This window comes from Psychrobacillus sp. NPDC093180, assembly GCF_044754065.1.
Classification (GTDB): Bacteria; Bacillota; Bacilli; order Bacillales_A; family Planococcaceae; genus Psychrobacillus.
Map to the genome: position 1 here is coordinate 251,520 of NZ_JBIVOJ010000002.1, position 25,248 is coordinate 276,767.

Consider the following 25,248-nt stretch of genomic DNA (forward strand, 5'->3'; position numbering starts at 1 on the left):
TTACTGTGGTGAGTAAATAAAAGGTATGTTACAAAATTAAACCCAGGGTGGATAGATATTTGGGGCTTTTCCAACATAAAATGAAAAATGTATGTATTTATTCAAAATTTAAACGTCGTTCAAAAAATCATTTACTTTTAGAACGGAAGAAGTATAATGAGTTTAAGATTGAATTTTCAGACTGAATTATAGAGGAGGTTAAATTATTTTGGTGAAAGCTTCTTTTATAACGGATGAGCATGAGTTATTTCGCAAGGCTTTGAAAAAGATGTTAGAGAAGGAAGCGTACCCATTCTATGATGAATGGGAAGCAAAACGAGCTATTCCAAGAGATTTTTGGCTAAAGATGGGGGAGAATGGTTTTTTATGTCCGTGGGTTAGTGAGGAATATGGGGGACTTGGGCTAGATTTTTCCTATTCGATGATTTTAATTGAGGAACTCGAACGTGTAGGTCAAGGTTTAGCAAGTGGAATGTGTCTGCACTCTGATATTGTAAGCCCTTACATCGAGAGTCTTGGAACGGAAAAACAAAAAGAAAAGTGGCTTTCCGGCTGTATAAGCGGGCAACTGATTACTGCAATTGGTATGACGGAGCCTGGTGTTGGATCCGATTTAGCGGGAGTGAAAACGATTGCTCGAAAAGAGGGAGATACTTACATTTTAAATGGCGAAAAGACATTTATCACAAATGCTTTGACAGCGGATATTGCTGTCATTGTTTGTAAAACGGATCCAGATGCCACCCCTGCTTATAGAGGAATTAGTTTACTCGTTGTGGAGAACGGGATGGAAGGCTTTAAGCGTGGGAAGAAGCTCGATAAAATCGGCATGCATAGCGGAGATACTGGGGAGTTAATATTCGAAGATGTAAAAGTGCCTGCAGAAAATTTACTTGGGGAAGAAGGTAAAGGGTTTTATTATCTTATGCAGAACTTGCAGCAGGAGCGTTTAGTCGTTGCGCTTCAATGTCAAATAGAAGCAGAAGAAATGCTGCGAATAACGATTGACTATGTAAAAAATAGAAAAGCATTTGGTCAATCGATTAGTAAATTTCAAAATACGCAATTCAAAATTGCGGAAATGGCAACGGAAATAGATATCGGACGAACATATGTGAATCAATTGACTGCTCGTCATATTGAAAATGAAGACATTGTAAAAGAAGTGTCTATGGCAAAATGGTGGATTAGTGAAATGGCAAAACGGGTAGCAGCTGAGTGCTTGCAGCTGCACGGTGGCTACGGATATATGGAAGAATACGAGATTGCAAGAAGATACCGAGATATTCCAGTTGCGAGTATTTATGCGGGCACAACGGAAATTATGAAAACCATTATAGCGAAGAAGCTAGATTTATAGAGAAGGGAGGAATCCAGATGAAGCTCTCAGAGAAAAAACTGCAGAAGAAAAAGCAAGAAATTATTTTATCTGCTGTCAAAATCGTCAACCAAAAAGGATATCAAGGTGCAACGATGGAAGAGATTGCTGCAGAGCTTCTTATGACGAAAGGTTCTCTCTATTACTATTTTAAAAATAAAGAAGATCTCCTTTTTCAATGTCACGAAATGGTGTTGGGGCAGGCAATTAGTGAGCTAGAGGATTATTTTCATGAAGATCTATCCAATGAACAGAAACTACGCAAGATGATTGCCAATCATATACGCTATATGATTGAGGAAAAAGAAACGTTTAATATGATCATTAAGCCTGATCAAACCTTTTCCAAGGATTATCTCCATCCTATTTTACGTAAGCGAAATGAATATGCAGCGTGGTTTGATGAAGTAATTCAAAAAGGAGTGGCGGAGGGAGAATTCACCATACAAGAACCAAAGATGGCAAGAATGATTTTACTTGGTTCTATGAACTGGATTCAGCAATGGTACAGACTTGATGGGGATAAGACAATCGAAGAACTACAAACAATTTATGCAGATTATTTGTTAAAAGTTGTGAAATGAATGCCATCATTTAAAACAAAAGGGGATCTGATATATGTTCGTTACAGAAAAATTGGCACTCCATGCAAAAGAGCAAGCCCATCATTTGATCACGCAGTTTAAGGGAAGGAATACAACCTATTCAGCGTTTTACGAGCAGGCTAAAAGATTAGCTGGTTATTTTCAAGCAAAAGGCTATGAGCAAGAAGATATTATTGCAGTTTACTTGAATAACTCTGATTATTTCTTAATTTGTTATTATGCATGTCAGCTTGGTGGATTTAGCGTAATGCCTGTCAATACGAAGCTTGCTGCTCCTGAAGTGGAGTACATATTTGCGCATTCTGAAGCAAAAGCACTTATTTATGGAGCGGATATGGAGCCAATTTTAAAAGAAATCCCTGAAACATTTGCAAAATTTCAAGATACGCTAGTAGTAGGAGAAAACGAAGGCTTAATAGAAGTGTTAGAGGATGAAACTATTACTTACAAGGAAGTAAGCGAGCATGAAGAACGGACGAGCGTCGTTTTTTATACTTCTGGTACGACTGGTAAGCCAAAAGGCGTTATGTTGACAGCGAGTAATGTGAGAGCGGTTGCGGAGATATGGGGAGAGGCAATGGAGCTTAACTCCAAAGATCGAATGCAAATTGTCGCTCCATTATTTCACTGTGCGGCGAGTCATGTTTTTAGTATTCCTGTAATTTTCGCCGGTGGAACGATTGTGATTGAAGAAGGTTTTTCTCCTGAACGCGCTTTAAATACGATGGAGCAAGAGGATATCACAATATTCTTTGGGGTACCTGCGATGTACAGTATTTTATTGAATACGCCAAAAATGCAAGGCTTACAGTTACCTAATCTTCGACTGTTTACTTATGGAGCGGCACCGATGCCATACGAATTGGTTCGAAAAGTGAAAGCATTATATCCTGATGTGAAAGTACAAAACTTGTATGGACAAACAGAAAATTCTCCGGCCGCTACGACGCTAAAGGATCATCATGCATTAGACAAAATTGGCTCTGTAGGAGAACCGCTTCCACAAACACAAGTACAAGTTGTGGATGAATTTGGAAAACCACTACCGGTCGGGCAAGTCGGGGAAATAGTTACGAAAGGCCCTCAAGTAATGAAAGGCTATTTAAAAAATGAGGAAGCAACGAGTAGATCGATTCAAAACGGTTGGTTATATACAGGGGACCTAGGCCGATTCGATGAGGATGGACTGCTTTATATTGTAGATCGGAAGAAAGACATGATTATCCGAGCAGGGGAAAATGTATACCCAGTAGAAGTTGAAGAGGTATTATATCAAATTCCAGAGCTTTTAGAAGCAGCGGTTGTAGGTATTCCACACACCGTTTATGGAGAAGTTTCAAAAGCTTTTATTGTATTAAAAGAAGGTCAAACTTTGACAGAAGAAGCTATTATTTCTTTCTGTTCGAAACGATTGGCAAATTATAAAATACCAGAAGAAATTGTTTTTATCGATACTCTTCCTAGAAATGCAAGCGGAAAAGTGTTGAAAACGGCTCTTCGAAAAGAATAAGGGGGAAAAGAAATGTGTTCAGTATATATTGTAGATGGTGCTAGAACGGCTTTTACTAGTTTTGGAGGTTCCTTTGCACAAGTGAAAGCAGATGATTTAGGTGCTGCGACAGCAGTAGAGGCATTAAAACGATCGAAAGTGGATGCTACTCAAGTGGATCATGTTATTTATGGAAATGTTATTCACTCTAGCACGAATGCTTCGTTTTTATCCAGACATATTGGCTTGAAAGCAGGTGTGCCTGTAGAAGTTCCTGCTTATAATGTGAACCGGTTATGTGGTTCTGGAGCGCAGTCTGTTGTTTCTGCTGCACAATTGATTTTATTGAACGAAGCAGAAATTGTTTTAGCCGGAGGAGCAGAAAATATGTCGATGTCTCCGTACTCCAATTTCAATGCGCGTTTTGGTGCTTCTAAAATGGGCCCTGTCGTTTATGAAGACATGGTGCTCTCTACACTTACAGATGAATATGTAGGTAGTGGAATGGGAATGACGGCAGAAAAACTGGCGGAGCAATATGAAATAACGCGTGAAGAGCAAGATGAATTTGCATTACTAAGCCAAAAACGTGCAGGGGAAGCTCGTGACAATGGTGTCTATGCAAATGAGATTGTGGCAGTAGAAGTACCGACTCGAAAAGGGACAATACTGGTATCGACAGATGAACATATAAAAGCAGATGTTACAGCAGAAAAGTTGGCCACATTAAGACCTTCCTTTAAGAAAGATGGAACAGTGACACCAGGTAACGCTAGTGGTATTAACGATGGTGCCGCGTCTGTTATTGTAGCGAGTGAAAAAGCAGTAACGGAAAACGGACTGAAGCCGATTGCTAAAATCGTTTCCTGGGGTGTAGCAGGAGTCGACCCTTCGATTATGGGAATCGGTCCTGTACCTGCAATCAGAAAAGCTTTGGAAAAAGCAAAACTCCGATTAGAGGACATGGATTTAATAGAAGTAAATGAAGCATTTGCTGCTCAATATTTATCCGTGGAAAAAGAGTTAGGACTTGATCGTGCCAAAACAAATGTCAACGGCGGTGCCATTGCTTTAGGCCATCCTGTTGGGGCTAGCGGAACGAGGGTTCTTCTGTCATTAGCATATGAGTTGAAAAGTAGAGGATTAAAATACGGAGTTGCTAGTTTATGTATTGGCGGAGGACAAGGAATCGCGGTTGTAATAGAGAGTATGTAGTCCTAGTAACAGTAGCTATTAAAGTGGTAGAGGTTTCATGGGCGAAAGCTGTCGAAATTTCCCGGGAAATAGCGAAATAAACCTGCAGACCTTGCTATATATTTTTAGAAAGTTTAAGTTCTAGGGAGATGAGTAGATGAACATAGGCGTGTTAGGATCAGGTACGATGGGAAACGGAATTGCGCAAGTGATGGCAGATGCCGGACATACAGTAATCTTATGTGATGTAAATGAGGAAGCGCTTGTTCGAGCAGAGAAAATAATGCATACAAATTTAGAAAGAGTGTACAAAAAGCAAGGAAAGAATGTACGCGAAATAGATAAAGTGTTTGAGAGAATTACATTTACGAAGGAGCTTCCACTTTTAAAGGATTCAGATATTGTGATCGAGGCTATCATTGAAAATATGGAAATAAAGAAAAAAGTATTTGCAGAGTTAGGTGCATTGTTGAATGAAAAAGCAATTATAGCATCGAATACATCGGGACTAAGCATAACAGAATTAGCTACTGCAGCTAGACGACCAGCAAAAGTAATTGGAATGCATTTCTTCAATCCAGTACCAGTTATGAAGCTTGTCGAAATTGTGCGAGGATCAGATACTTCCAACGAAACATACGAATCTGTAGCTAGTTTAGTAGAATCGATTGGGAAAGAGAGTATATCCATTGTAGATGCACCATTATTTGTAGTGAACCGAATTTTGGTCCCATTGATCAATGAAGCCATTTTTGTGCTTGGCGAAGGGATTGCTTCAGCAGAGGATATTGATAAAGGAATGATGCTCGGTGCAAATCATCCAATTGGACCACTCGCGCTTGCTGATTTAATCGGACTAGATACGATGCTGTTTGTTGCAGAAACCTTATTAGAAGAAACAGGCGACTCCAAATATCGAGTGCCACCATTATTGCGTAAAAAAGTTCGCGCAGGCCATTTAGGCAGAAAAAGTGGACGGGGATTTTACGACTATGGATAAAAAAGCAAGGAGAGAAGTAATTCTCCTTGCTTTTTTGTGTTTGGAGAATGAAGGCATAACCGGAAAATTGTATAGAGCAACATACTGATAGCAACCAGTTCTTTATCAAGAGCAATCATGCTGATAAGGAAGTAGTTTTATACGATTTAAGACCTATAGTGAATGAATTCTGACTTAAGAAGGTCCAATTTCGCTGTTCCAATGTTTTGGCAAAAATCCTAGCACTTAAACACATAGTATTGAGTATTTTTATATCGAGATATTTTTCGACTATTCAGACAGAAAATGATTAAAAAGCACTAGTTTTATTTTTGATTTATGATTTTTTGCTTTTTAGCTAATTATTACGGAAATCGATATAAAAAAAGTGCCAAATAGTTTTGCATATTAAAATGTCGTGACATAAGTCCTTGAGTTCATGGTACTAAGTAAATTTTTATGTAAATTTTGTAACTTTGACGTACGCAACTTGTAATGTTATTTATTATATTAAGGAAAAGTTAGGTATTTATTTTTGTAAATATAACCAACTTCTCGCATCCTAAATAAAAAATAAAAAAATATTTTGTTTTTAATGAATATTTAGGTTTAACACTCTATCAAGTTGGGAATAGAATCCTTGGACTAGAGCAGAAATTAATTCGTATTTACTAAAACAGCGGAAGTATCTGTGTTGGTGAAGTACTAAAGATTCAATTTGAAAATCTTCATTTCTTCCCAAAACAGTTATTTTATAAATGACAAAATATTAAAAGATAAGGGAGATGTATGGAATGTCAGGAATTATTCGCGTAACACCAGCAGAACTAGATGCAATGGCTTCTCGCTACAACCATGAGTCAGGGGAGGTTGGATCCCAAATCGGTCGTTTAGATGGAATGATTGGTGAGTTGCAATCCATGTGGGAAGGGTCTTCAAGTGCAGCATTCGCTGAGCAATATGAAAGACTTAAACCTCATTTTAACGAAATGCGTGAACTTTTAAGTGAAGTAGGAATTCAATTAAGCCGTGCAGGTCAAGCATTACAAGATGCAGACCAACAAATCGCGAGTCAAATTCGCGGATAACACTTCCAACTCGGAAGAAGAAAAAAGTAGAGCGTCGTTCCAAAGAGGAAGGCGCTTTTTCCTTCATAGAGGTGAAATTATGTATATAGAAATTACAGTAGATTTGTCCAATTACGAAGGTGATGTGATGGATCTTAGATTATCCGATTATTATACGATGAAAAAAATGATTGATATAGCGTGGCAAGCAAATGCAATTTCCAAAACTCCACGGGAAGGTCATTGGGTGCGTGTAGTAAACAAAGATAAATTATTTCCAGGTCATTTAACGCTTGCGCATTGCGGAATTACGACTGGTGATCGAATCGAAATTATTTGAAGGAGTTATGAAGATGGCCACTAATTCACATACATATTTAAAAAATCGGATAGGTGCAGAAATAAATGAAGAAGAAAGTAAAACAACGTTCGTCTTTCAAAAAGAACGGGTCGGCTTTAAAAGAACGGAAGAAATTATTTTTCTAAAAGAAGTAAGCCCGAAAATTACGAAGGACATTACGATAACAGATGATGAACTGATTATTCAAGCAATGATTCCATCTTCCCTCAAACGTTTTAGTAACATGCGTTTAGAAGATGAAAAATCAAGATGGATGTTCGCTAATCAGCTTGTAGAAAAGGTTTACGCTCATCCTTATCCTCGCTTAAATTTAATCGTTTGTCCTGAAAACATTGTATATAGCAGAGGGATGGAGCCTTCCTTTTTGTATTACGGTGTAATGGGAAGCTTGCCGCCATATGAGACAAATGATGAGCAAGTTTGGTTAGAAACGAAAGCTGTCGTAGCGGCTAGCATAGACCCATCTTTTACGTTCGAGGAGTACTTGAAATACTCGGAGATTCTCGAGTTAAAAGAAATTGGCGCAAAACTAATGTCGATGACTGATAGCGAGTCTTTACTCGATTTTATCGGTCAGCAATTGGAGCAGCTGGAAGTAAGGGAACAAGCGAATGTAAAACTCCCACGAAAAAAATGGAAGATAACGAAATGGCTTTCTATAGGGCTTGGCGTGCTAATTATTCCTGCAATCATATTTACTATTATTTATTTCATACACGAAAAGCCAAAAAATGAAGCATATACCCTCAGCCATGAATACTTTTTGGGACAAAATTACAGTGAGGTTGTTACCCGATTAAGTCCGTATAGTGTGAAGGCTATGCCTTATGTAGTGTTATACGAACTAGCTTACTCTTCTGTAACGAATGAACGATTAGACGAAGAACAGAAAAAAAATGTCTTGTCTAATATTACGTTGCAGACGGATGCCGATTATTTAATGTATTGGATTTATATTAATCGAGGAGAAGCAGAAAATGCTGTGGATCTAGCTAGGTCGATGGAAGATGGCGAGCTTATTACGTATGGTTTATTGAAAAGACGTGAAGAAGTGAAGGCAGATCAGAAATTATCGGGTGAAGAGATGCAAACACTTTTAGATGAAATAGATAGAGAAGTAGAAGAATATGAAAAACTGATGGAGCAGCAAGAAGAAGAGGAAGAGAAAGAAAAAGCAGAAAGATAAGCAACAAAACTTGAGCAAATAGAAGGTAGGTGTATTGCATTGCTGCAACTATGGCTGTTTTACGGTGAATATTATCAGCGTATAAGTATGAATGAAAATGATGCTGTTCCTCTTACAATAGGTTCAAAAGTAGAGAATGACGTAACCATCCAAACGTACCCATTTATAAATGGAAATATAACTGTAAAAAAAGAAGACAAGAATCTCTCCGTATACAGTGGGAATGAATATGTGGGGAAATTAACAGACGAAGAAGGTTTAAGAATTGATCAAGAAGATAAAGTACTGCATCTATATGCTTCTTCGGCATCTCTCACATCAAAGACCTACTTTATAGACTACGAAGAGGAAATATCCTTTGACTGTCAACTAGAGACAGCGACATTTAAGCGGGAGAATGTGCAATTCCAACATGTGGAGTCAGGTCATTTCTCCTTGAACAAGATAAACGATGGATGGATTATTAAAAAAGCATTCGGCTGTCCATTGTATGTGAATGGAAAGCGGTGTGAATCGAACACCATCCTGAAAACCGGCGATATTATCCAGTGGGCTTTTATGGAAATGAAACTAATTGAACGCGATCGGTTAGAAGTGATAACGTCTAGCCAATACAAAACGAGCTTATCTGAAATTGAAGTGCCAAAATCGGAAATATTCCATATGTATCCGGATTATAGACGTACGCCTCGTATGATTTATGACTTGCCTGAAGACAAGGTATCGATTTCGTTTCCTACTCAGGAAAGTGATGATAACGGACGCGGATTATTATTAACGATTGCACTTCCACTTGTCATGCTTATTGTTCTAGGACTCGTCGCTTACTTCATACCAAGAGGAAGTTTCATCATCATTTCGATGGCGATGTTTGTAGCTGTTTTAGTAATGTCTACTGTCCAATTTTTCAAGGATCGTAAAAAGCGGAAGTTAAATGCAGAAAAAAGACTTCGCGTATATACAGCTTATTTAGAAAACATTCGACAGGAATTACATGAGCTATCGGAAAAACAGAAAAGGGTCTTAGCCTATCATTTCCCTCCTTTCGAGGAAATGAAACAAATGACGAAATCCCTTTCTAGAAGAATTTGGGAACGAACACTAGAAAGTCATGACTTCTTACAGTTTCGACTAGGTACAGGTACAATTCCCTCCAGCTACGAGGTTAAACTATCATCGGGCGATTTAGCCAATCGAGAAATAGATGACTTGTTAGAACAAGCGCAGCGAATGGAAAATGTATACAAAGAAATTCCAAAAGCACCGATCACAACTAATCTCTCGGAAGGAATATTAGGACTTATAGGAAAAGAATCGGTTATTAAACGAGAATTGCATCAGCTAATTGGTCAATTAGCGTTTTCCCATAGTTATCATGATACAAGATTTATATACATTTTTAATCATGAGGAATATGCAGATATTGAATGGATGAAGTGGTTGCCACATTTCAAGCTTCCCCATATGCATGCAAGAGGGTTAATCCATAACGAAGAAACGCGAGATCAGTTACTTTCTTCGTTATATGAACTTATTCGTGAGCGAGATGCAGATGAAATGAAAGGGAAAGTGAAGTTTGCCCCTCATCTCATATTTATCATTTCTGATTACTCCTTACTTGCTGAGCATGTAATTTTAGAGTACTTAGAAAGTAAAAATACGAAGGAACTTGGCATTTCCGTTATTTTTGCAGAGTCAGCACAAGAGCGTATGACGGAAAATGTTCATACACTTGTGCGTTACGTAAACGAACAAGAAGGAGATATTCTAATCGAAGCTGGAAAAGCAGTAGATATTCCATTTCGCTTAGATGCATACGATCAATCGACAAATGAACGCTTTGCTCGGATGTTAAGAACGCTGAATCATCAAATCGGTATCAAAAATTCGATTCCCAATTCCGTTAATTTTCTAGAAATGTTCGGAGTCAGAGATGTAGCAGATGTTCCGATTGGTCGCAATTGGATGATGAATGAATCAGCAAAATCATTGGCTGTACCAATCGGCTTTAAAGGAAAAGATGAGCTCGTGCAGTTGAATTTACATGAGAAAGCACATGGTCCTCATGGATTACTTGCAGGTACGACGGGTTCCGGTAAAAGTGAGTTTTTGCAGACATATATTTTATCGCTAGCAGTTCATTTTCATCCGCATGAAGTAGCTTTTCTTTTAATCGATTATAAGGGCGGGGGAATGGCACAGCCTTTTAGACAAATCCCACATCTTCTTGGCACTATCACGAATATTGAAGGAAGTAAAAACTTTAGTATGCGTGCCCTTGCTTCTATTAATAGTGAGTTAAAAAGAAGGCAGCGTTTGTTTGATAAGTATACGGTCACACATATTGATGACTATACAACCTTGTATAAAGCAGGTAAGGCGGCGGAGCCATTACCACATTTATTCCTCATTTCTGATGAATTTGCGGAATTGAAGAGCGAGGAACCGGAATTTATTCGTGAGCTGGTAAGTACCGCACGAATCGGTCGAAGCTTAGGTGTGCATCTGATTTTGGCAACGCAAAAACCAGGGGGCATTATCGACGACCAAATCTGGAGTAATGCTCGTTTCCGCGTGGCATTGAAGGTGCAAGATGCATCGGATAGTAAAGAAATATTAAAAAATAGTGATGCAGCATCCATTACGGTAACTGGTCGAGGATATTTACAGGTTGGTAACAACGAAGTGTATGAATTATTCCAGTCTGCATGGAGTGGAGCTGCTTATATGGAGGAAGTATTGGAAGGAGAAGACGATGTGGCAATCGTCACAGATCTCGGTCTCTATCCGCTTTCTGGTATTGCAACAAATGGGAAGAAGAAATCAAGTGGTATAACGGAGATTGAAGCTGTCACAGCGAAAATCGCAGAAACAACAGCAGAGTTAAATATTCAAAAACTAGCTAGTCCGTGGTTGCCGCCGCTCGCACTTCGAATGGAAAAACAAGTAACAACTGTTCCATTACAAAAAGGAGTGCCGATTGGTGTGATAGATGAACCTGAGAAACAAAGTCAAACGCAAGTGAACTACGATTGGACAAAAGATGGAAATCTAGGGGTCTTCGGTTCTTCTGGATATGGTAAATCTTATACATTACTTACTGCCCTTCTTGGGATAGCTGAGCAATTAACACCAAGTGAAGCGAACTTCTATATTTTGGACTATGGCAATGGATCGTTACTTCCATTAAAGCAACTTCCACAAACAGCTGATTATTTCACGATTGATGAAGAATTGAAACGTGAAAAACTCATCAAACGAGTAAAGGATGAAATTGCGAAAAGAAAGATCGCCTTCCAACAAAGAGAAGTGAGCAATATCCATATGTATAACAAACTATCTGAACAGAAATTACCATTTATCTATTTAGTAGTAGATAACTATGATATTGTCCGTGAAGAAATGGAAGAATTAGAATCGCAACTTATTCAATTCGGAAGAGATGGGCAATCACTTGGTATTTACTTGTTCATAGCAGCAACAAGGGTTCAAGCTGTTAGACAGTCGCTTATGAATAACTTAAAGACGAAGGTTGTTCATTATTTATTGGATGCAACGGAAGCATTTACAGTTATTGGGCGTGTTCCTTTTAACTTAGAACCATTTCCGGGGCGAGCGATATTAAAAAAAGAAGATGCCTATTTCACGCAAATTTACCTTCCTAGTAAAGGAGCAGATGATTTCGAAGTATTAGAATCGATGAAAAGGAATATCCAATCACTGCAGGATAAATATCGTGGTGAAGTACTTCCAAGTCCAATTGCGATGTTGCCGCTTGAGTTAACTTCTATCCATTTTGCAGATTATTTAGAGCCTAAACAAAAAGATGGGCTCGTTCCAATCGGATTAGATGAAGAAACTGTCCGTCCAATTTCAATTGATTTCAAGAAGAATCGTCATTGCTTACTAGTTGGGCAAGTGCAGCGTGGAAAAACAAATACGTTAAAGTGGATGCTTACTACGTTAATGGAACAGCAAACAGGATTTATCGGTATCTTTGACTCCTTTGACCGAGGTTTATCCACATTCTCGAATAACTCGGCTATCGATTATTTAGAAACAAAAGAAAGCTTAGTGGAATGGATTTCCCGTGCGGAGCAATATTATGCAAAAGTAGAAAAAACGTATGTGGAAAAACTGCAACAAGGAAATGCTGTAGAAGTAGTTCTTTCCTATTTTGTAATTGATGGATATACAAGATTTTTACAAGTTGCAGATATCGGCATTCAAGATCGTCTTTCGAAAATGATGAAAAATTATGCTCATTTAGGATTCAATGTCATTGTTTCTGGAAACAATGCAGAAATCGCTAAGGGCTACGATGCATTTACAAATGAACTAAAACTTGTTCGTCAAGCAATCCTTTATACGAAGAAGTCAGAACAAACATTGTACACATTAGCCTATGAGCGAAAAGAAGCGGAATTACCACTTGGGTTTGCGCACTATATGTTGAATGGGAATACGACGAAAGTCCAGCTCCCATTATGCAAGATGGAGAGGAAGATTTTGCAATGAAATCAGATAAGCATATGAAATGGTTGAAATTAACCGTTGGAATTTTAGTTATATTAGCAGTCCCCATTTTGTTTTTTCAACTGATGGGGGTTAACTTACTAGATTTGAACAAAACAAACAAACGAGTGATTGCCATTGTAAATGAGGATAGAGGGCTATCCAAGGAAGAAGAAAATGTGGAGATGGGAAGAGAAGTCGTTTCCATTTTAGCAGAGAATTCTCCGTATGAATGGAAAGTAATGGGGCGTGGAGCTGCGGAGAATGGATTAAAATCCCATCAATACGAGGCAATCGTATATATTCCATCCAACTTCTCTGAAAATATTATGTCGTATGATCAACAAAACCCAAAAAAAGCGACTTTTTCTTATCAAGTGCAGCGTCAAAAAACGGGTATCAAAAAAGAGCGCGTGCTTAATGAGATTGAATTAGCTACAAATCGAGTAAATGATAAGGTTTCGACGCTTTACTGGACTTATATTGCCCAGGAAATGAATCATATCAAAAAAGAATTTGCGAACATTTTAGGAAAGGAAACAGAATTTCTCAGTGCCATGTCGGCTTACTATAAGCCCGAATCCGAAACGCTTGCGGATCAAATGAAAAGACAGAAAGAGCAAATGGATTCTTTACTTTCCACAATAGGTTCAGCAAGTGATGCACATAGTTCTCGCATTGAAAATGCAGAAACATTTGGTCAACAAATGAACGGATTTATCACATATGTTCAGCAATACAGAGAATTTCAAGATACACAAAAACAGATTCTACAACAAGTACAAGATAGTAGTTTAGCTAAAATTCAAGCAGCTGCAGCGATGCAAGCCGAAAAGTATAATGAATCGGTTCAAATGTTAGAGGATAGCCAAGAAACATTAAACGAAGAAATTCAAAAAGTAAACGAAATAATAGATACAAACAAAGAAAAACTGAACTCCTTATCCGAATTACGTAAAAATGAAGTAGATCGTCAATTGTCCGACCTACTGATCGTACAAGGAACTGCAATCGATCGATACAATAACACTATTTTATCTAACTTGGAAAAAGGGATTGAAACAGGAAAGAACGGTCCCGCTGTATTAGGTGTAACGAATATTGGAACAGACCAGCAACAGCTAATGTCCACGAAGGAAGAAATGGATCGTAAAGCTGCTAGTAAAGAAACAATAATCCTTCCTGCATTAGAAGAAGAGCGAGCAAAAGTGGCGGAAATTTTAACTGCGCTTGCTGCTATGAAAGAAAGAGTGGCAGCAGCAGATCCGGAATCTGGATTTATCGGTGAACTCGAGCAACTCGAAGGGGAGCTAGCAACGCTCAATACAGGCATCTCTTCCAAAGAAAGCATTTGGAATCAAACAAATGAAGAAGGAAAAAGTGATTACAAACAAGCAGCAACTGACTATACGAGTCTCCTAGAAAATTACAATTCTATTTATAGAGAATATGAATCGGTGCAACAAATATTAAACTCCTATCCGGTTGATACAGCAAGAATTGGTGCGGAAATAAAGCAAAAAGAAGAATCGTTATTAAAGCATCCGCAATTATCAACCGATCAACGAACAAGATTAGAAGAGCTATTTGCTAAAGGTGCAACTAGTACAGATACTAGTTCTCTTCTTTCCTATTATGCAACGCTAGAGCAATTTGAATTTACGCTTAGCGAGGGAGGGCAAACTGCAAATAAGGACGCTATGTTAGAGGATGAAATTTTAACAGCATTATTGAAAAATGTGGTGGATTTAAATGAGGAGGAGCTTGCAGGCTGGACTTCTGTAAACGAGAGCATTCCAGAAACGGAGCTTGGCCTATCGGATTTAAATACGACATTTGCAGCCATTATGTCGGGCTACAAAGAAACGGTTGAGGAACAGCATTCAGCGTTACTGACAGATTTAAATGCCATTGATGAACAAGCGAATATGCTACTTCAACAAATTCAAACACCTTCTATGATGATCGGATCGAGTGAACCTGTGGCAGCAGCTACGGAAGGGGAAGTCATGTCCGGTCAACAAAATGTAAGCAACCAGCTTGTTTCACTGAGCGGAATGATCCAATCCTTATCTCAAAAACAGAGTAGTTTGGTAAATTATGCGAATGATTTATCTGCTAAAGCTGGAGACATCCGAAATACATCAAGTGAATTTAGTGAGAAATGGGAAACTAATGTGGATGCGATGACAGCATTTGATGAGGATATAAAAGGATTCCTTGCAAACACATATGTAGATGGGCAAGAAAATGGATATGCATTTAACCACTTTGTCAATCCATTAGATGTGAAAGGAGAAGCCGCACTTTCGGAAGAAGCGCAAAAAGTACCTCCAGTCATTCTATTTATCATTTTACTTATTAGTAGTCTGTTAATCGGATACTTCACGTATCAAATGAAAGAAGGCCCAATCGGAATACGTTTAGGTCTTACAGCAATATTATCCTTACTCGTTGGACTCGTTATTAGTTTATACAGTATTAATATGTATATATTGAACGATGAACGAGCAGTTGAATGGACGATATTTACAATTCTTTTATTGCTTGCGAGTGCTGCCATTATTCGTACCGCGCTCGAGTTTGGGCAATCAGCTGGATGGATCGCAAGTGTTGTACTCATGTGTGTGTATATTATTCCGCTATTAATACTGGCGGTACCAGATATCCCACTTCCAGATGTATTATCAAATGTCTATATGTCTATTAAATATGAACCGGAAACGAGTTTCTTATGGGGAACAATCATTACAGGGGTAATCGCGATTATTATGCTAATCGTTTCGTATTTTAAACAAACGAACAAACCAGTCATGCAGGCAGAGGAAGCGTATGAAAACTAAGATATTGTTGTTGCTAGTATTACTAGCGTTTGTAGTTCTATTTGTAGACTTACAGGTTGTTTCGGCAGAGGAAGATAAAACAATCGAGGAGCTTGAGCCAGTAATTTATGAAAAGCTCCAGTTTAAGAAAAATACCGATTACTTGCATGATGGAAAAAAAACAGAGATGAAGAATACGATTCCGGATAAGCAGTTTAATATTTATTTTGATGGAAGAAAACAGCTACCCAATAGAAGCGACACTTCATTTCTGTTTCAAACTTCCGTTAGGGGCGAAAAGAGCACAGTCGCTGCGAAATCTTCTGAACTAAACCTTTTTATGGCTGAAAGTAAGAATGATATGCAGTTGCCGGATAGCTTCATAGATGATCGAGAGACGGCTACTAACAATACGCGCACGTTGATATTCCTAGCGATCATTGCTATCGGTCTTTTGGCTTTATTTATCGTCGTGTTACCGAAATTGGTTCAACCATCTGGAACTTCCATTAACAAAGGATAAGAGAGGAGAATACATTTGCTTGGATATTATTATGCACTGTTGCACAAGAAGCAAGAAGAACTAAGACGACTAATCGAATGCCAAGGATCACTCTCAGAAAAACAAGGACAATTCAATGAAAATGAACATAAGTGTTTAGAGCCAGAACTTACAACGACGACATGGTTTGGAACACTTGCAACTAGTTTTGATGACATTCGGGAAGCAGGAATTCATGCTTCTTATTTAGAAATAACGGGCGCTCAATTCTCTGCTGTATTTAGTGCAATATCAGCTAAAATTGCGTCATTGCAAGCAGAAATTGAATCGATCAAACAAACGATTGCGAACTTAGAGGCAGAAGAAGCTAGAGAAAGAGCCGCTGCTTCATCTAAATAATGTGGGGGGTGAATCAATATGTCAACTGAAGTGAAAATCGTATATGCCGATGTGGAAATGCAGCTAGGGGAAATGACAAACGCGAATGAATCGCTTAATCCAAAAGCAGAACCGCCAATTACAGGAAATACACTGGATGTTGTGTCGAAATTGACAGATCTTTCAACAAAACTGGAGCAATTATTGACAAAATATCAAACCGTGTTAAACACAAACATTCAGACCACTACAAGTTCTGTTGAATTTATGAATGAAACGGATCAAACTATTTCGACCGCTATGCAATGTACAATCGACGGACCGCAGAGGGTGGCACCATGAAAATATTAGATGTCGGTCCATTTCACGATGGCTTACAGCGAAATATAAATATGCTTAACCGAATTGAAGGGGAAATGAAGGCAATCGAAACTGCCATAGAAGGTCTTGTCTCAATGGAAGATTCTTTAAAAGGAACAGGTGGAAATGCTATCCGAGCATTTTACAATGATTGTCATTTGCCATTCTTACAATTTTTCATTACGTTTAAAGCCGCATTCGATAGCACCCTTACCCAAATGGGTGCTGCACTCGATGCATTAGAGCCAGATCGTAATGGTTTTATTCGCCAAAGTTTTTTAGTGGGAGAACTAGAAGAAGGACTAACGGAAATTTCTCAAGTAACTAGTAATCTCACAGATGAAACAAATGGCATTATGGATCAAGTGGCGGATATCGTGGCACTTCCTCATTTAGATGATAGCGGTGTGCAAGATGGTGTTAGTAATGCGAAGAAAAAGCGAGATAATACAGTTACAGATTTGAATGAGTTTGACACAAATCAGACGAATGCATTAACGCAAATTGAATCGGATTTACTTACGCTAGAACTATGGTTATTAGAAATAGAAGGCATGATGAATGACGGCTTGACGGATATTGATTTTCCGGCAGACCGGTGGGGAGAGTATACGGAAAGTCATCCACTTCGTACACAGCTAGATACCCGTTTAGGGAAAACGGATAATGTGGATGCTGACGGGGAAGAGGAAAATCCTGGGGATGTTTCTTCCGCAAATCCGACTGTTATGATGTTGAAGGACGCAGTAGGACACGCGAAAAGGTTGAATACAGGACTTACTGGCGGAATATCTGCTTTCGGTATGTATGTGGCAGGGAAAGATGGAGGGATTACTACTTCCAGGGTATTTAATCCAAAAACCGGCCAATATTCTTATCGAATCAATGCATCTGGCAATGCTTTAAAAAACTTGAGAGTAGATATAGACTCTAAAGCTTTTAAAGAATTAATGAAAAATGTGCCAAAAGGAAATAGAAAATGGTCTCCTAAGCATTATGAAATTGCAGCGAACAATAAAGTTACGCTTAAATATGGAACGAAAAAACCAGGACAGAGCGGTTGGTCTGGGACTGGGGATGAAGCATTGAAAAAGCATCCTTCTCTTGCTTACTTTAATGACCAAGCAACCAATATCCAAAAAGCAAAAACGGTCGGAAGTGCCGCTCTAAAAAGTGCAGGAAAATCATTTACGGATTTAGTGGATGTAAAAGGTATAGCAACAAGTGGAGTTTTCAAAGGCGCTGGAAAAGCACTGGGCCCTATAGGTGCAGGACTAAGTTATTATAGCAACTACACAACGGCAAAAGATGAAGGTCTTAGTGATGGAGAAGCTGCAGGACGTGCTACAGTTGATACGGCAATTGATGTGGCGGTTGGAGGAGCAGTTCAGGCAGGGTTTACTGCTGCCTTTACAGTGGCTATACCTATACCAGGTGTTGGAACAGCGGTAGGGGTTGGACTTGGAATACTTGCCAACGTTGCGTTAAATACCAAGTTTGGGGAAGAGGATAAATCGGTAATGGATCATGTAAAAGGATGGTTCCATTAATAAAGAAAGAAGAGTGGTTTTTTATGAAATTTAAGGAAGCAGATTTTGAAGTGCTAAGAGGTCCTATAGATTCCGGTAGACAAAGCCCAGCGAACTTAGCTTTTGTCTTAATTCTGGGTATATTTTTACAGGCATTGCTCTATGCACTTGAGTATTATATGGCCGCTGATTCTACCATCTATCCATATAAGGATGAAATACTGACAGCACATTTTTGGTTAACCATTGTATTAATTGTGTTGTCTTTAATCTATGCAATTCCAGCGGTTTATAAAAGAAGTGAGAAAGTGCAGTATTTTATCTCCATCCTAGTTACTCAAAATATGTCTTCCATCCCATTTCTCATAATGGCATTATTCTTAATCGGAAAAGATGGGGAAGGAATGATTGCTACCTCTGATTCCCTGCTTAACTTTACCTATATTGTTTTATTGATCGGGTTCTTAGTGTTTTTAGCAACGTTTATCCGTTTTTATATATTGTTGAAGAACGGTCATTATCGTAAAGGCTCGAGAAAAGGTGAAATGAGAGGTAGATTTGAAACAACTTCTTATATTCCGTCTTCTATTATTGCCGGATTAGGGATTGTTTTTATCATTCAATACATTGTCCGAAAATCTGCAATTGATGATTTGAATATGATTATTCTGATTGTCGGAGGTATTCTCGCATTTTTTGTCATGCTTTTTATACTTCCAGAGCAACTTGTTATTTTGTATTGTAAATTTCGATATAGAAGCTTTAATTTTAGTGAGCGAGGTTTTGTTAACAAGCGGCAATTCAATTAAAGCGGAGGGTACCATTTATGCTCGGAAAACTTAAGGAAGAAGATTTTGCAGTACTAAGAGGGCCTTTTGAATCTGGAAGACAAAGCCCTGGATCTTTGGGAGGCATGCTACTACTATCTATACTTTTCCAGGCTTTGCTATTTGCATTAGAATATTTTGTGGCAGGTCGGTACACCGTCTATCCATATAAAGATCAAATTCTTTTGAGCCATTTTGTATTTACAGTAATACTTAGCGTACTGTCACTTATTTACGCCATTCCTATAGTATATAAAAAAAGTGAAAAGATGCAGTATTTGTTATCCATATTAGTTTCGCAAAACTTATTTTCCTTTTCTTTGTTCATAAGTGCCTTATTTATTATTGGTTACGATGGGGAAGGAGAGGTAGCGAATGCAGAATCTCTTATTCAATTTACGTATTTTATTCTGGGAATTGGACTCTTAATCTTTGTTGCTACTTTTATACGTTTTATTAGGCTGTTGAGAAAAGGGCATTATAGAAAAGGGACTAAAAAAGATGCTTTGAGAAGTCATTTTGAAACTAAATCTATCGTCCCTGCAGCAACTGTGGGAGGCTTAGGAGTAGTTTTTATCATTCAATATATTGCTAGAATATCTGCGATTGATGACATTAATATGATAGTAGTCATTGTAATTGGAATTGCTTTATTTTTAGTTATGTTATTTGTTTTGCCGGAACAACTTGTCATCTTATATTGCAAATTCCGATTTAAAAGCTTTAATTTTAACAAGCGTGGTTATTTAAATAAGTAGAAAAAATTGGAGAAAGGGTGAATGAGGATGGGAATTGAAATGTGTTCATTAGTTTTTGAGAATGTGTTGACATATAAAGTGGAGCAGAAGAAAGCAGATTGGCAGGAAAGTATTTATATGCTGGAAGACTTTACGCTGAATAAGGATGTTTATCGCAATGGACCGATATGTTTTTCATTTGAGCAAAGTGCGACAGATGAAAAATCAGGTCGTTTTACATATTACTTGCCGATCAGTAGTCCGGTTGTACTGGCAGATGAGGGAGATCTTTCTTTTAAAGATGTCTTAGTGTTAGAAAGGGCTTTGTTACTTCGACAAGCGGACCAAGAAGTGGATTTTTATGCGGCGTATGAAAAAGTAAAATCGTATGCGAATGCTAGAGGGATAAAGCTAGATGATACGTATTATTGTGTATTATTGGAAGTGTACGGCGATTATATAATCGATTTGTACGTGCCAGTAGTAGGGCAGGGTGATGAAGGATGATTGTAGAAAACCATCAAATTGCTTACCGGAACGTAGCATCGAAATTATATAATTTTTTGCCAGAGGAAATTGATATCGCGTTAAATGACTTTGATGAAATTCTAACAGGGCATGGGTATCATCCAACAGGAGTGATATTTTTTTCGATTATTAGTGATCCGACGGCAGAAGTGATGACAGCTCAGGTTTTTCTACCAATTGCAGAAAGCCATTTTGCTTTCCCAAAGGAAGAAGAAATAAATTTCAGTAGCTATTTTATTGTCGATAATTTACTTATGACAAGAGTAACTGAAAATTATGAAGTGCAATCACAAGTTAAGTATTGGGAGTTGTTCACCTATATAAAAGAACATAATATGACTCAAAAAACGCCTGTATTCGTTCAGTTCAAGAAAACAAGATCTAATCGAACCTATGCGGAAATGAGTCTAGGAGTATTGTAAAAAATAAAGAGATTAATAAAGATCATGGAAAACTAAGATAATGCTCAGACAGGGAAGGTGTTTATGTGAAGGTTTTAGATGTTAACCCTTTTCATGAAGGCTTGCAGCGCAACATTCAAATGCTTAGTCGAATAGAAGAAGAAATGAAGGCAATTCAACTGGCTGTCGATGGACTTGTTGCGATGGAGGACTCTTTTAAAGGGCAAGGGGCTCAAGCCATTCGATCATTTTATGATAATTGTCATTTGCCTTTATTGCATTTTTTTATGACTTTTAAAAACGAGTTTGATGGTATTCTTAAGCAAATGGATGCCGCACTTTCTTCTCTGGAACCGAATACGAATGGTTTTATACGTCAAAGCTTCTTGCAGGAAGATGTCGAAGACGGACTAACAGAGATTTCAGAAATTACCGGTAATCTTACGGAAGAAGCGAATGCGATTATGGATCAGGTTTCTGATATTGTGGCACTTCCTCATTTAGATGACAGTGGCGTTCAAGACGGAGTCATGAATAGTCGGAATAAAAGAGATGACACGGTCACAGCATTAGAAGAATTTGATAGTACACAAACAAATGCACTTGTTGTTATAGAGGCTGCTCTTTTACATATAGAGACATGGATAAGCGATATGGAGCTTCTTATAGAGGAAGGGTTGACCGATGTAAACTTTCCAAGTGAAAACTGGAACATGTTACAAGAGAATACGCCGATAGGAAAGTTTTACAGGCAGCATCAATTGGATTTACTCAAAGAGAACCCTAGAGTAAAAGAAAATGATGTGGAAGTTTCTTCACCTAGTTATACGGTAGAAAATCTATGGGAAGGAATTTTAAGTACAGTCGGCATGAATATTAATGGTTGGGAAGACAAGCCGATCAATGCTGCTGCTAGCCTGGGGGTTTTTGGTTACTCTGGTTATGTTGCTGGAAAAGAAGGGAGGCTTGCTGCCCAAGGTTTTGGTATTAAAAGAGAAGAGCGTATTACTGCGAAAGGGGAAAGAAGAGTTGTGTTAAAATTGACGAAGCCTGAATTGATAGGTGTTAAAAAGAAGACCTATTCAGGTAAGAATGCTACCAATTATACGAAGATATTTAAGCGTGTTGATGCTGCGACTAATGTAAAGGAATCGCTTAAATTTGCGGGAAATAAAGTTGGTTATTTAGGCGTTATTGCCACTGCTGGAGGAGATATTGTACATGGCATTCAAAATAACGAGTCAGGTAGCAAAATTGCAGGAGATGTTACAGGAGATGTAGCAGTGGCTGGAGCTTCTATTGCAGCTTCCGCATGGGCAGGTGCTCAAACAGGAGCTTTAATGGGTTCTTTCGGTGGACCAGTAGGTGTTGCAGTTGGAGCAGTAGCTGGACTTGTTACAGGGATAGTTGTAACAACTGTTTTGAGTGAAATTGATATTATGGATGTTGACAATGATGGCCAAAAGGATTCCATAGGAGATGCTATTAAGATAGGAACGAAAGGCGTTATTGATAAGGTGTCCTCTTGGTTTAGTTAGATTTAGTAGGTAGATAGAGGTGAGTTCCAATAGAAAAGAATAACATAGATAAGATTGCAAAATCTTACTTAAAGTTACAAACACCCAAGGAGAATAGATCCAATATAATTGGATTCTTTTTAATTTTTTTATACATGTTTGGAATCATTCCAATCATAGGAGATCCTTTTTCCCTTCCTTTTTTGATAGCTGCAATTGTTCCGATAGCAATTATTCAAATTTGGGCTATCATTTATTTGATAGATCCGTATAAAAATGAGAAGTCGTATTATTTATTTTTCGGAATTTATGGAGTAGTAAACACCTATGTATATTTTTTAGTTATTCAAAAGTTGCTCTATGTAAATATGGGGGCAACTGGCTTATGGCCTTTCATAACAGGTATATTGTTGTTTATTTTGTTGCTGGTGGGTATGAACTGGATGAATTGGAAGTCTTTATATTCGGGAACCTATCATAGATTACAGCAAAAAAGCACTATTCCTGTAAGTTGGATAGCTATTGGGGGAGCTAGTTATATATTAGGGCAAATAGTCTTGTCTTTTATACATACTGATTCCACTTTATCTATATTACTTATTGTATGTATTTCTTTTTTTTCGCTCCTAACTGCTTTTTTTTCCATTTATATTCATCGTTATTTTTTTATTTGCAAAAACTTAGATATTGTAAAACAGCTTTATCCGGAGTTTGGTTTACCTAAGAGTGAGCGATATAAGAGGAAAAATAAGAAAAAACGAAAGAAGGAAGGGAAGAGGTAAGATGGTTCCTACTTTTACAGTAAGTGATATTTTTGTCATGATGCAAACGTTGAACACGAAAGCCTTAATAGGATTTTCTGATCCCTTCTTAGGTTTTTCAAAAGAACAAATAGAAATAGAATGGGAAAAAACCTATAAAAAGCTACATGCGTTAGAGCTTGTGCGCTTTTCAAACGGGGAAATAGATTTAGAAGAAGGATTTGCAAATGCTTTATGGATTATGTCTAGAACAAATTTAACGGTGGAAATATTGTCAGACGGAGAAAAGAAGTCTTTGTTTTATTTTAGTAAGAACAATGTAGTCGAATGCTCACAGCAAGAAGATAAGAAGTATACATTATATATGCACGGGGCTCCAAGTGATACGTGGAACAATGTCATCTATCCACGGATGCTTGCAGGAGTAGACAAACAAAAAGTCTATTCCCAAGAAAAAGTCTTTGTCCCAACTAGCTATTATAGTGAATGGATAAAAAAAGGAACCGTAATAGATGAACAAAAACTAGTACAGTTCAATAAAAATGGAGATTTAAAAAAGATGAGTAGGCTTTTAAATCATTCTATAAAAAACAAAATACATAATAATCGCTTACTCATCTTTTATAAAGAACATAATGACTGGGCAATTGAAGGTCTACATGTACTCACATCCACTACTAGCAATTGGACTTTTGAAATGATCAACGAAAACAATGTAGAGTTATTAGTAGGAAAACAAAGCTCAGCTATAGAAATCGTGGCGGAGATTTTAGATGTCCTTAGAAGAGTCCAAAACCAACACGAACAAATCCTATAAAGTGAAACTTCAATCAGTGGGGGTTCATCCCCCACTGATTGTTAGTTGTGACCCACACGATGTGGGTCACACAGACGTTGCAACACGATGTTGCGTGCTTAGTCTGGGATCATTTCTTCGGGCTTTTACGGGCAGTTGATCTCCCACTTATCTTTTCGCTATTCTTAAATCTTGAAGTGGGAGTCTTACTGCACGTTAATGCGGGATAAAAGAAGATTGTCCGGTAAAAATAGGAGAATGATCGATCATAGTATATAATGATGAGATGTGACAGTAAGGAAGAGTCGAACAAAAGAAGGAGTTTGGAATAGTTGAGTAAAAAGATCGTGAATAATGAGTTACCGGAGAATTATGAGGAATTAAAAAAGGCGGCCAATCGCACCTCCAATTGGAGAGCACGTTATGATGCAGTGGAGGAATTAGGGAAATACAATACTAGTCAAGTAATCGACATTATGAAATCTAGACTAGCAAATGACCCCGTATATAAAATTCAGGAAGCGGCATACCGTATCCTTCTTGAGTTTGGAGAGGAAGCTGCGATGCCTGCTCGTAAAAAGTTTGAAGTGATTAAAGGAGCTAATAAAGTCTTCGTTCGCGTGAAAAAGAGTTTACCAGCAGATCATTCCTTTGAGGATTTTGCAACAAAGTTAAAAAGAATGCGCATTGACGTGTATGATGCATACGAAGGTGAAAAAGGTTCTGATTTCAAAGTTTGGCTTGAAAACGAATGGGCTAACTTGAAGTAAAATAAAGAATCAGTTTCGGATAATATATAGAAAGAGAGCAACTTGTCGAATAGACGGTTGCTCTCTTTTTTTAGGAACTCGAAATTATTGAATTGGTGTTATTGAAATACTACACCGTATAGGGAAACTGCAACGGTAGTCATCGACGTCTCACTCCAAGTAAACTTGTTATTTTAAGGAATGATTGCTTTTAACATCGATTTGGTTGCGCTCACTAGTAATTTAGTTGCTCTTATGCTAATTTAGTTGCTTTCCAAGTAGAATTGGTTGCTTTTAATAATTGGTTGATTGCCCTTAGCCATTTAATGGATTTACTTAGTCAAAAATCTATTGATGTTTTTGTTTTTAGCAAGTCGATCAAAAATAAAAAAGAATTTACCATTGATTTTCACTACAGGCGTCGACTCCTGCCGGATGAGGGAGCAAAATGAGACATTCCAACGACGCCCTAAGCGGAGGGAAAGGCTCATCGCTCACCCCGCGGAAAGCGTACGACTGCAGCGAAAATCTTAGCGGTCACCTTTATAAAACTTTTACAGTGCAGTT

21 protein-coding genes are annotated in these 25,248 nt (G+C 38.0%); all 21 read left to right on the top strand.

Going from position 1 to position 25,248, the window contains the following annotated elements; genetic code table 11:
- Positions 1–211: 211 nt before the first annotated feature.
- The 21 genes from ACIP9W_RS04295 to ACIP9W_RS04395 all read left to right on the top strand — a co-directional run bounded on the left by ACIP9W_RS04295 (position 212) and on the right by ACIP9W_RS04395 (position 24,702).
- Positions 212–1,360, top strand: coding sequence for an acyl-CoA dehydrogenase family protein (locus tag ACIP9W_RS04295; RefSeq protein WP_400786878.1), 1,149 nt, complete (start codon positions 212–214; stop codon positions 1,358–1,360).
- A 17-nt stretch (positions 1,361–1,377) separates the two neighbouring features.
- A complete protein-coding gene (locus ACIP9W_RS04300) occupies positions 1,378–1,962 on the top strand; it encodes a TetR/AcrR family transcriptional regulator (RefSeq protein ID WP_400786405.1) in 585 nt (194 codons plus the stop codon).
- Between the two features lie 34 nt (positions 1,963–1,996).
- Positions 1,997–3,493 (top strand): class I adenylate-forming enzyme family protein, encoded by a 1,497-nt coding sequence (locus tag ACIP9W_RS04305; protein ID WP_400786407.1) that lies wholly within the window; start codon positions 1,997–1,999, stop codon positions 3,491–3,493.
- 12 nt (positions 3,494–3,505) lie between these two features.
- Positions 3,506–4,687 (top strand): acetyl-CoA C-acetyltransferase, encoded by a 1,182-nt coding sequence (locus ACIP9W_RS04310; RefSeq protein WP_400786409.1) that lies wholly within the window; start codon positions 3,506–3,508, stop codon positions 4,685–4,687.
- Positions 4,688–4,823: 136 nt separating this feature from the next.
- The gene (locus ACIP9W_RS04315) at positions 4,824–5,666 is read left to right on the top strand and encodes a 3-hydroxyacyl-CoA dehydrogenase NAD-binding domain-containing protein (RefSeq protein WP_400786411.1); all 843 of its coding nucleotides are present in this window, start codon (positions 4,824–4,826) and stop codon (positions 5,664–5,666) included.
- 773 nt (positions 5,667–6,439) lie between these two features.
- Positions 6,440–6,733, top strand: coding sequence for a WXG100 family type VII secretion target (locus ACIP9W_RS04320; RefSeq protein WP_093265042.1), 294 nt, complete (start codon positions 6,440–6,442; stop codon positions 6,731–6,733).
- Positions 6,734–6,812: 79 nt separating this feature from the next.
- Complete coding sequence (yukD, locus tag ACIP9W_RS04325) at positions 6,813–7,052, top strand: ESX secretion system protein YukD (protein ID WP_142539553.1); 240 nt, start codon at positions 6,813–6,815, stop codon at positions 7,050–7,052.
- A gap of 13 nt (positions 7,053–7,065) precedes the next feature.
- Positions 7,066–8,259, top strand: a complete 1,194-nt coding sequence (gene essB, locus ACIP9W_RS04330) for a type VII secretion protein EssB (RefSeq protein WP_400786415.1) — start codon at positions 7,066–7,068, stop codon at positions 8,257–8,259.
- Positions 8,260–8,298: 39 nt separating this feature from the next.
- The gene (gene essC / locus ACIP9W_RS04335) at positions 8,299–12,777 is read left to right on the top strand and encodes a type VII secretion protein EssC (RefSeq protein WP_400786418.1); all 4,479 of its coding nucleotides are present in this window, start codon (positions 8,299–8,301) and stop codon (positions 12,775–12,777) included.
- Positions 12,774–15,617 carry a type VII secretion protein EsaA gene (gene esaA / locus ACIP9W_RS04340; RefSeq protein WP_400786420.1) on the top strand — a complete coding sequence of 948 codons (2,844 nt, stop codon included), beginning with the start codon at positions 12,774–12,776 and terminating at the stop codon, positions 15,615–15,617. The genes essC and esaA overlap by 4 nt, the downstream gene beginning before the upstream one ends.
- Complete coding sequence (locus ACIP9W_RS04345) at positions 15,607–16,119, top strand: type VII secretion EssA family protein (RefSeq protein ID WP_400786422.1); 513 nt, start codon at positions 15,607–15,609, stop codon at positions 16,117–16,119. Before esaA ends, ACIP9W_RS04345 begins: the two co-directional genes overlap by 11 nt.
- Before the next feature lie 15 nt (positions 16,120–16,134).
- Positions 16,135–16,497: a YwqH-like family protein gene (locus ACIP9W_RS04350; RefSeq protein ID WP_400786424.1), complete on the top strand. Its 363-nt coding sequence runs from the start codon at positions 16,135–16,137 to the stop codon at positions 16,495–16,497.
- 18 nt (positions 16,498–16,515) lie between these two features.
- The gene (locus ACIP9W_RS04355; RefSeq protein ID WP_142539547.1) at positions 16,516–16,818 is read left to right on the top strand and encodes a YwqI/YxiC family protein; all 303 of its coding nucleotides are present in this window, start codon (positions 16,516–16,518) and stop codon (positions 16,816–16,818) included.
- Positions 16,815–18,386, top strand: a complete 1,572-nt coding sequence (locus ACIP9W_RS04360) for a ribonuclease YeeF family protein (protein ID WP_400786426.1) — start codon at positions 16,815–16,817, stop codon at positions 18,384–18,386. The genes ACIP9W_RS04355 and ACIP9W_RS04360 overlap by 4 nt, the downstream gene beginning before the upstream one ends.
- A 23-nt stretch (positions 18,387–18,409) precedes the next feature.
- On the top strand, positions 18,410–19,174 hold the full coding sequence (locus ACIP9W_RS04365; protein ID WP_400786429.1) for a hypothetical protein: 765 nt from the start codon (positions 18,410–18,412) through the stop codon (positions 19,172–19,174).
- A 17-nt stretch (positions 19,175–19,191) separates the two neighbouring features.
- Positions 19,192–19,950 carry a hypothetical protein gene (locus ACIP9W_RS04370; RefSeq protein ID WP_400786431.1) on the top strand — a complete coding sequence of 253 codons (759 nt, stop codon included), beginning with the start codon at positions 19,192–19,194 and terminating at the stop codon, positions 19,948–19,950.
- Positions 19,951–19,977: 27 nt separating this feature from the next.
- A complete protein-coding gene (locus ACIP9W_RS04375; RefSeq protein ID WP_282242729.1) occupies positions 19,978–20,436 on the top strand; it encodes a DUF5085 family protein in 459 nt (152 codons plus the stop codon).
- Positions 20,433–20,879, top strand: a complete 447-nt coding sequence (locus ACIP9W_RS04380; RefSeq protein ID WP_400786434.1) for a DUF5085 family protein — start codon at positions 20,433–20,435, stop codon at positions 20,877–20,879. Before ACIP9W_RS04375 ends, ACIP9W_RS04380 begins: the two co-directional genes overlap by 4 nt.
- A gap of 65 nt (positions 20,880–20,944) precedes the next feature.
- Positions 20,945–22,396: a ribonuclease YeeF family protein gene (locus ACIP9W_RS04385; protein WP_400786437.1), complete on the top strand. Its 1,452-nt coding sequence runs from the start codon at positions 20,945–20,947 to the stop codon at positions 22,394–22,396.
- Positions 22,397–23,158: 762 nt separating this feature from the next.
- Positions 23,159–23,953 (top strand): hypothetical protein, encoded by a 795-nt coding sequence (locus ACIP9W_RS04390; RefSeq protein WP_400786439.1) that lies wholly within the window; start codon positions 23,159–23,161, stop codon positions 23,951–23,953.
- A 311-nt stretch (positions 23,954–24,264) separates the two neighbouring features.
- Positions 24,265–24,702, top strand: coding sequence for a HEAT repeat domain-containing protein (locus ACIP9W_RS04395; RefSeq protein ID WP_400786441.1), 438 nt, complete (start codon positions 24,265–24,267; stop codon positions 24,700–24,702).
- Positions 24,703–25,248 lie beyond the last annotated feature (546 nt).

Bases quoted from the DNA above. Each gene is read 5' to 3' on its own strand.
- ACIP9W_RS04310 (WP_400786409.1), top strand. From the start codon at position 3,506: ATGTGTTCAGTATATATTGTAGATGGTGCTAGAACGGCTTTTACTAGT.
- ACIP9W_RS04375 (WP_282242729.1), top strand. From the start codon at position 19,978: ATGGGAATTGAAATGTGTTCATTAGTTTTTGAGAATGTGTTGACATAT.
- ACIP9W_RS04305 (WP_400786407.1), top strand. From the start codon at position 1,997: ATGTTCGTTACAGAAAAATTGGCACTCCATGCAAAAGAGCAAGCCCAT.
- yukD (WP_142539553.1), top strand. From the start codon at position 6,813: ATGTATATAGAAATTACAGTAGATTTGTCCAATTACGAAGGTGATGTG.
- ACIP9W_RS04300 (WP_400786405.1), top strand. From the start codon at position 1,378: ATGAAGCTCTCAGAGAAAAAACTGCAGAAGAAAAAGCAAGAAATTATT.
- ACIP9W_RS04315 (WP_400786411.1), top strand. From the start codon at position 4,824: ATGAACATAGGCGTGTTAGGATCAGGTACGATGGGAAACGGAATTGCG.
- esaA (WP_400786420.1), top strand. From the start codon at position 12,774: ATGAAATCAGATAAGCATATGAAATGGTTGAAATTAACCGTTGGAATT.
- ACIP9W_RS04360 (WP_400786426.1), top strand. From the start codon at position 16,815: ATGAAAATATTAGATGTCGGTCCATTTCACGATGGCTTACAGCGAAAT.
- ACIP9W_RS04365 (WP_400786429.1), top strand. From the start codon at position 18,410: ATGAAATTTAAGGAAGCAGATTTTGAAGTGCTAAGAGGTCCTATAGAT.
- ACIP9W_RS04320 (WP_093265042.1), top strand. From the start codon at position 6,440: ATGTCAGGAATTATTCGCGTAACACCAGCAGAACTAGATGCAATGGCT.
- ACIP9W_RS04380 (WP_400786434.1), top strand. From the start codon at position 20,433: ATGATTGTAGAAAACCATCAAATTGCTTACCGGAACGTAGCATCGAAA.
- ACIP9W_RS04345 (WP_400786422.1), top strand. From the start codon at position 15,607: ATGAAAACTAAGATATTGTTGTTGCTAGTATTACTAGCGTTTGTAGTT.
- essB (WP_400786415.1), top strand. From the start codon at position 7,066: ATGGCCACTAATTCACATACATATTTAAAAAATCGGATAGGTGCAGAA.
- ACIP9W_RS04355 (WP_142539547.1), top strand. From the start codon at position 16,516: ATGTCAACTGAAGTGAAAATCGTATATGCCGATGTGGAAATGCAGCTA.
- ACIP9W_RS04390 (WP_400786439.1), top strand. From the start codon at position 23,159: ATGGTTCCTACTTTTACAGTAAGTGATATTTTTGTCATGATGCAAACG.
- ACIP9W_RS04370 (WP_400786431.1), top strand. From the start codon at position 19,192: ATGCTCGGAAAACTTAAGGAAGAAGATTTTGCAGTACTAAGAGGGCCT.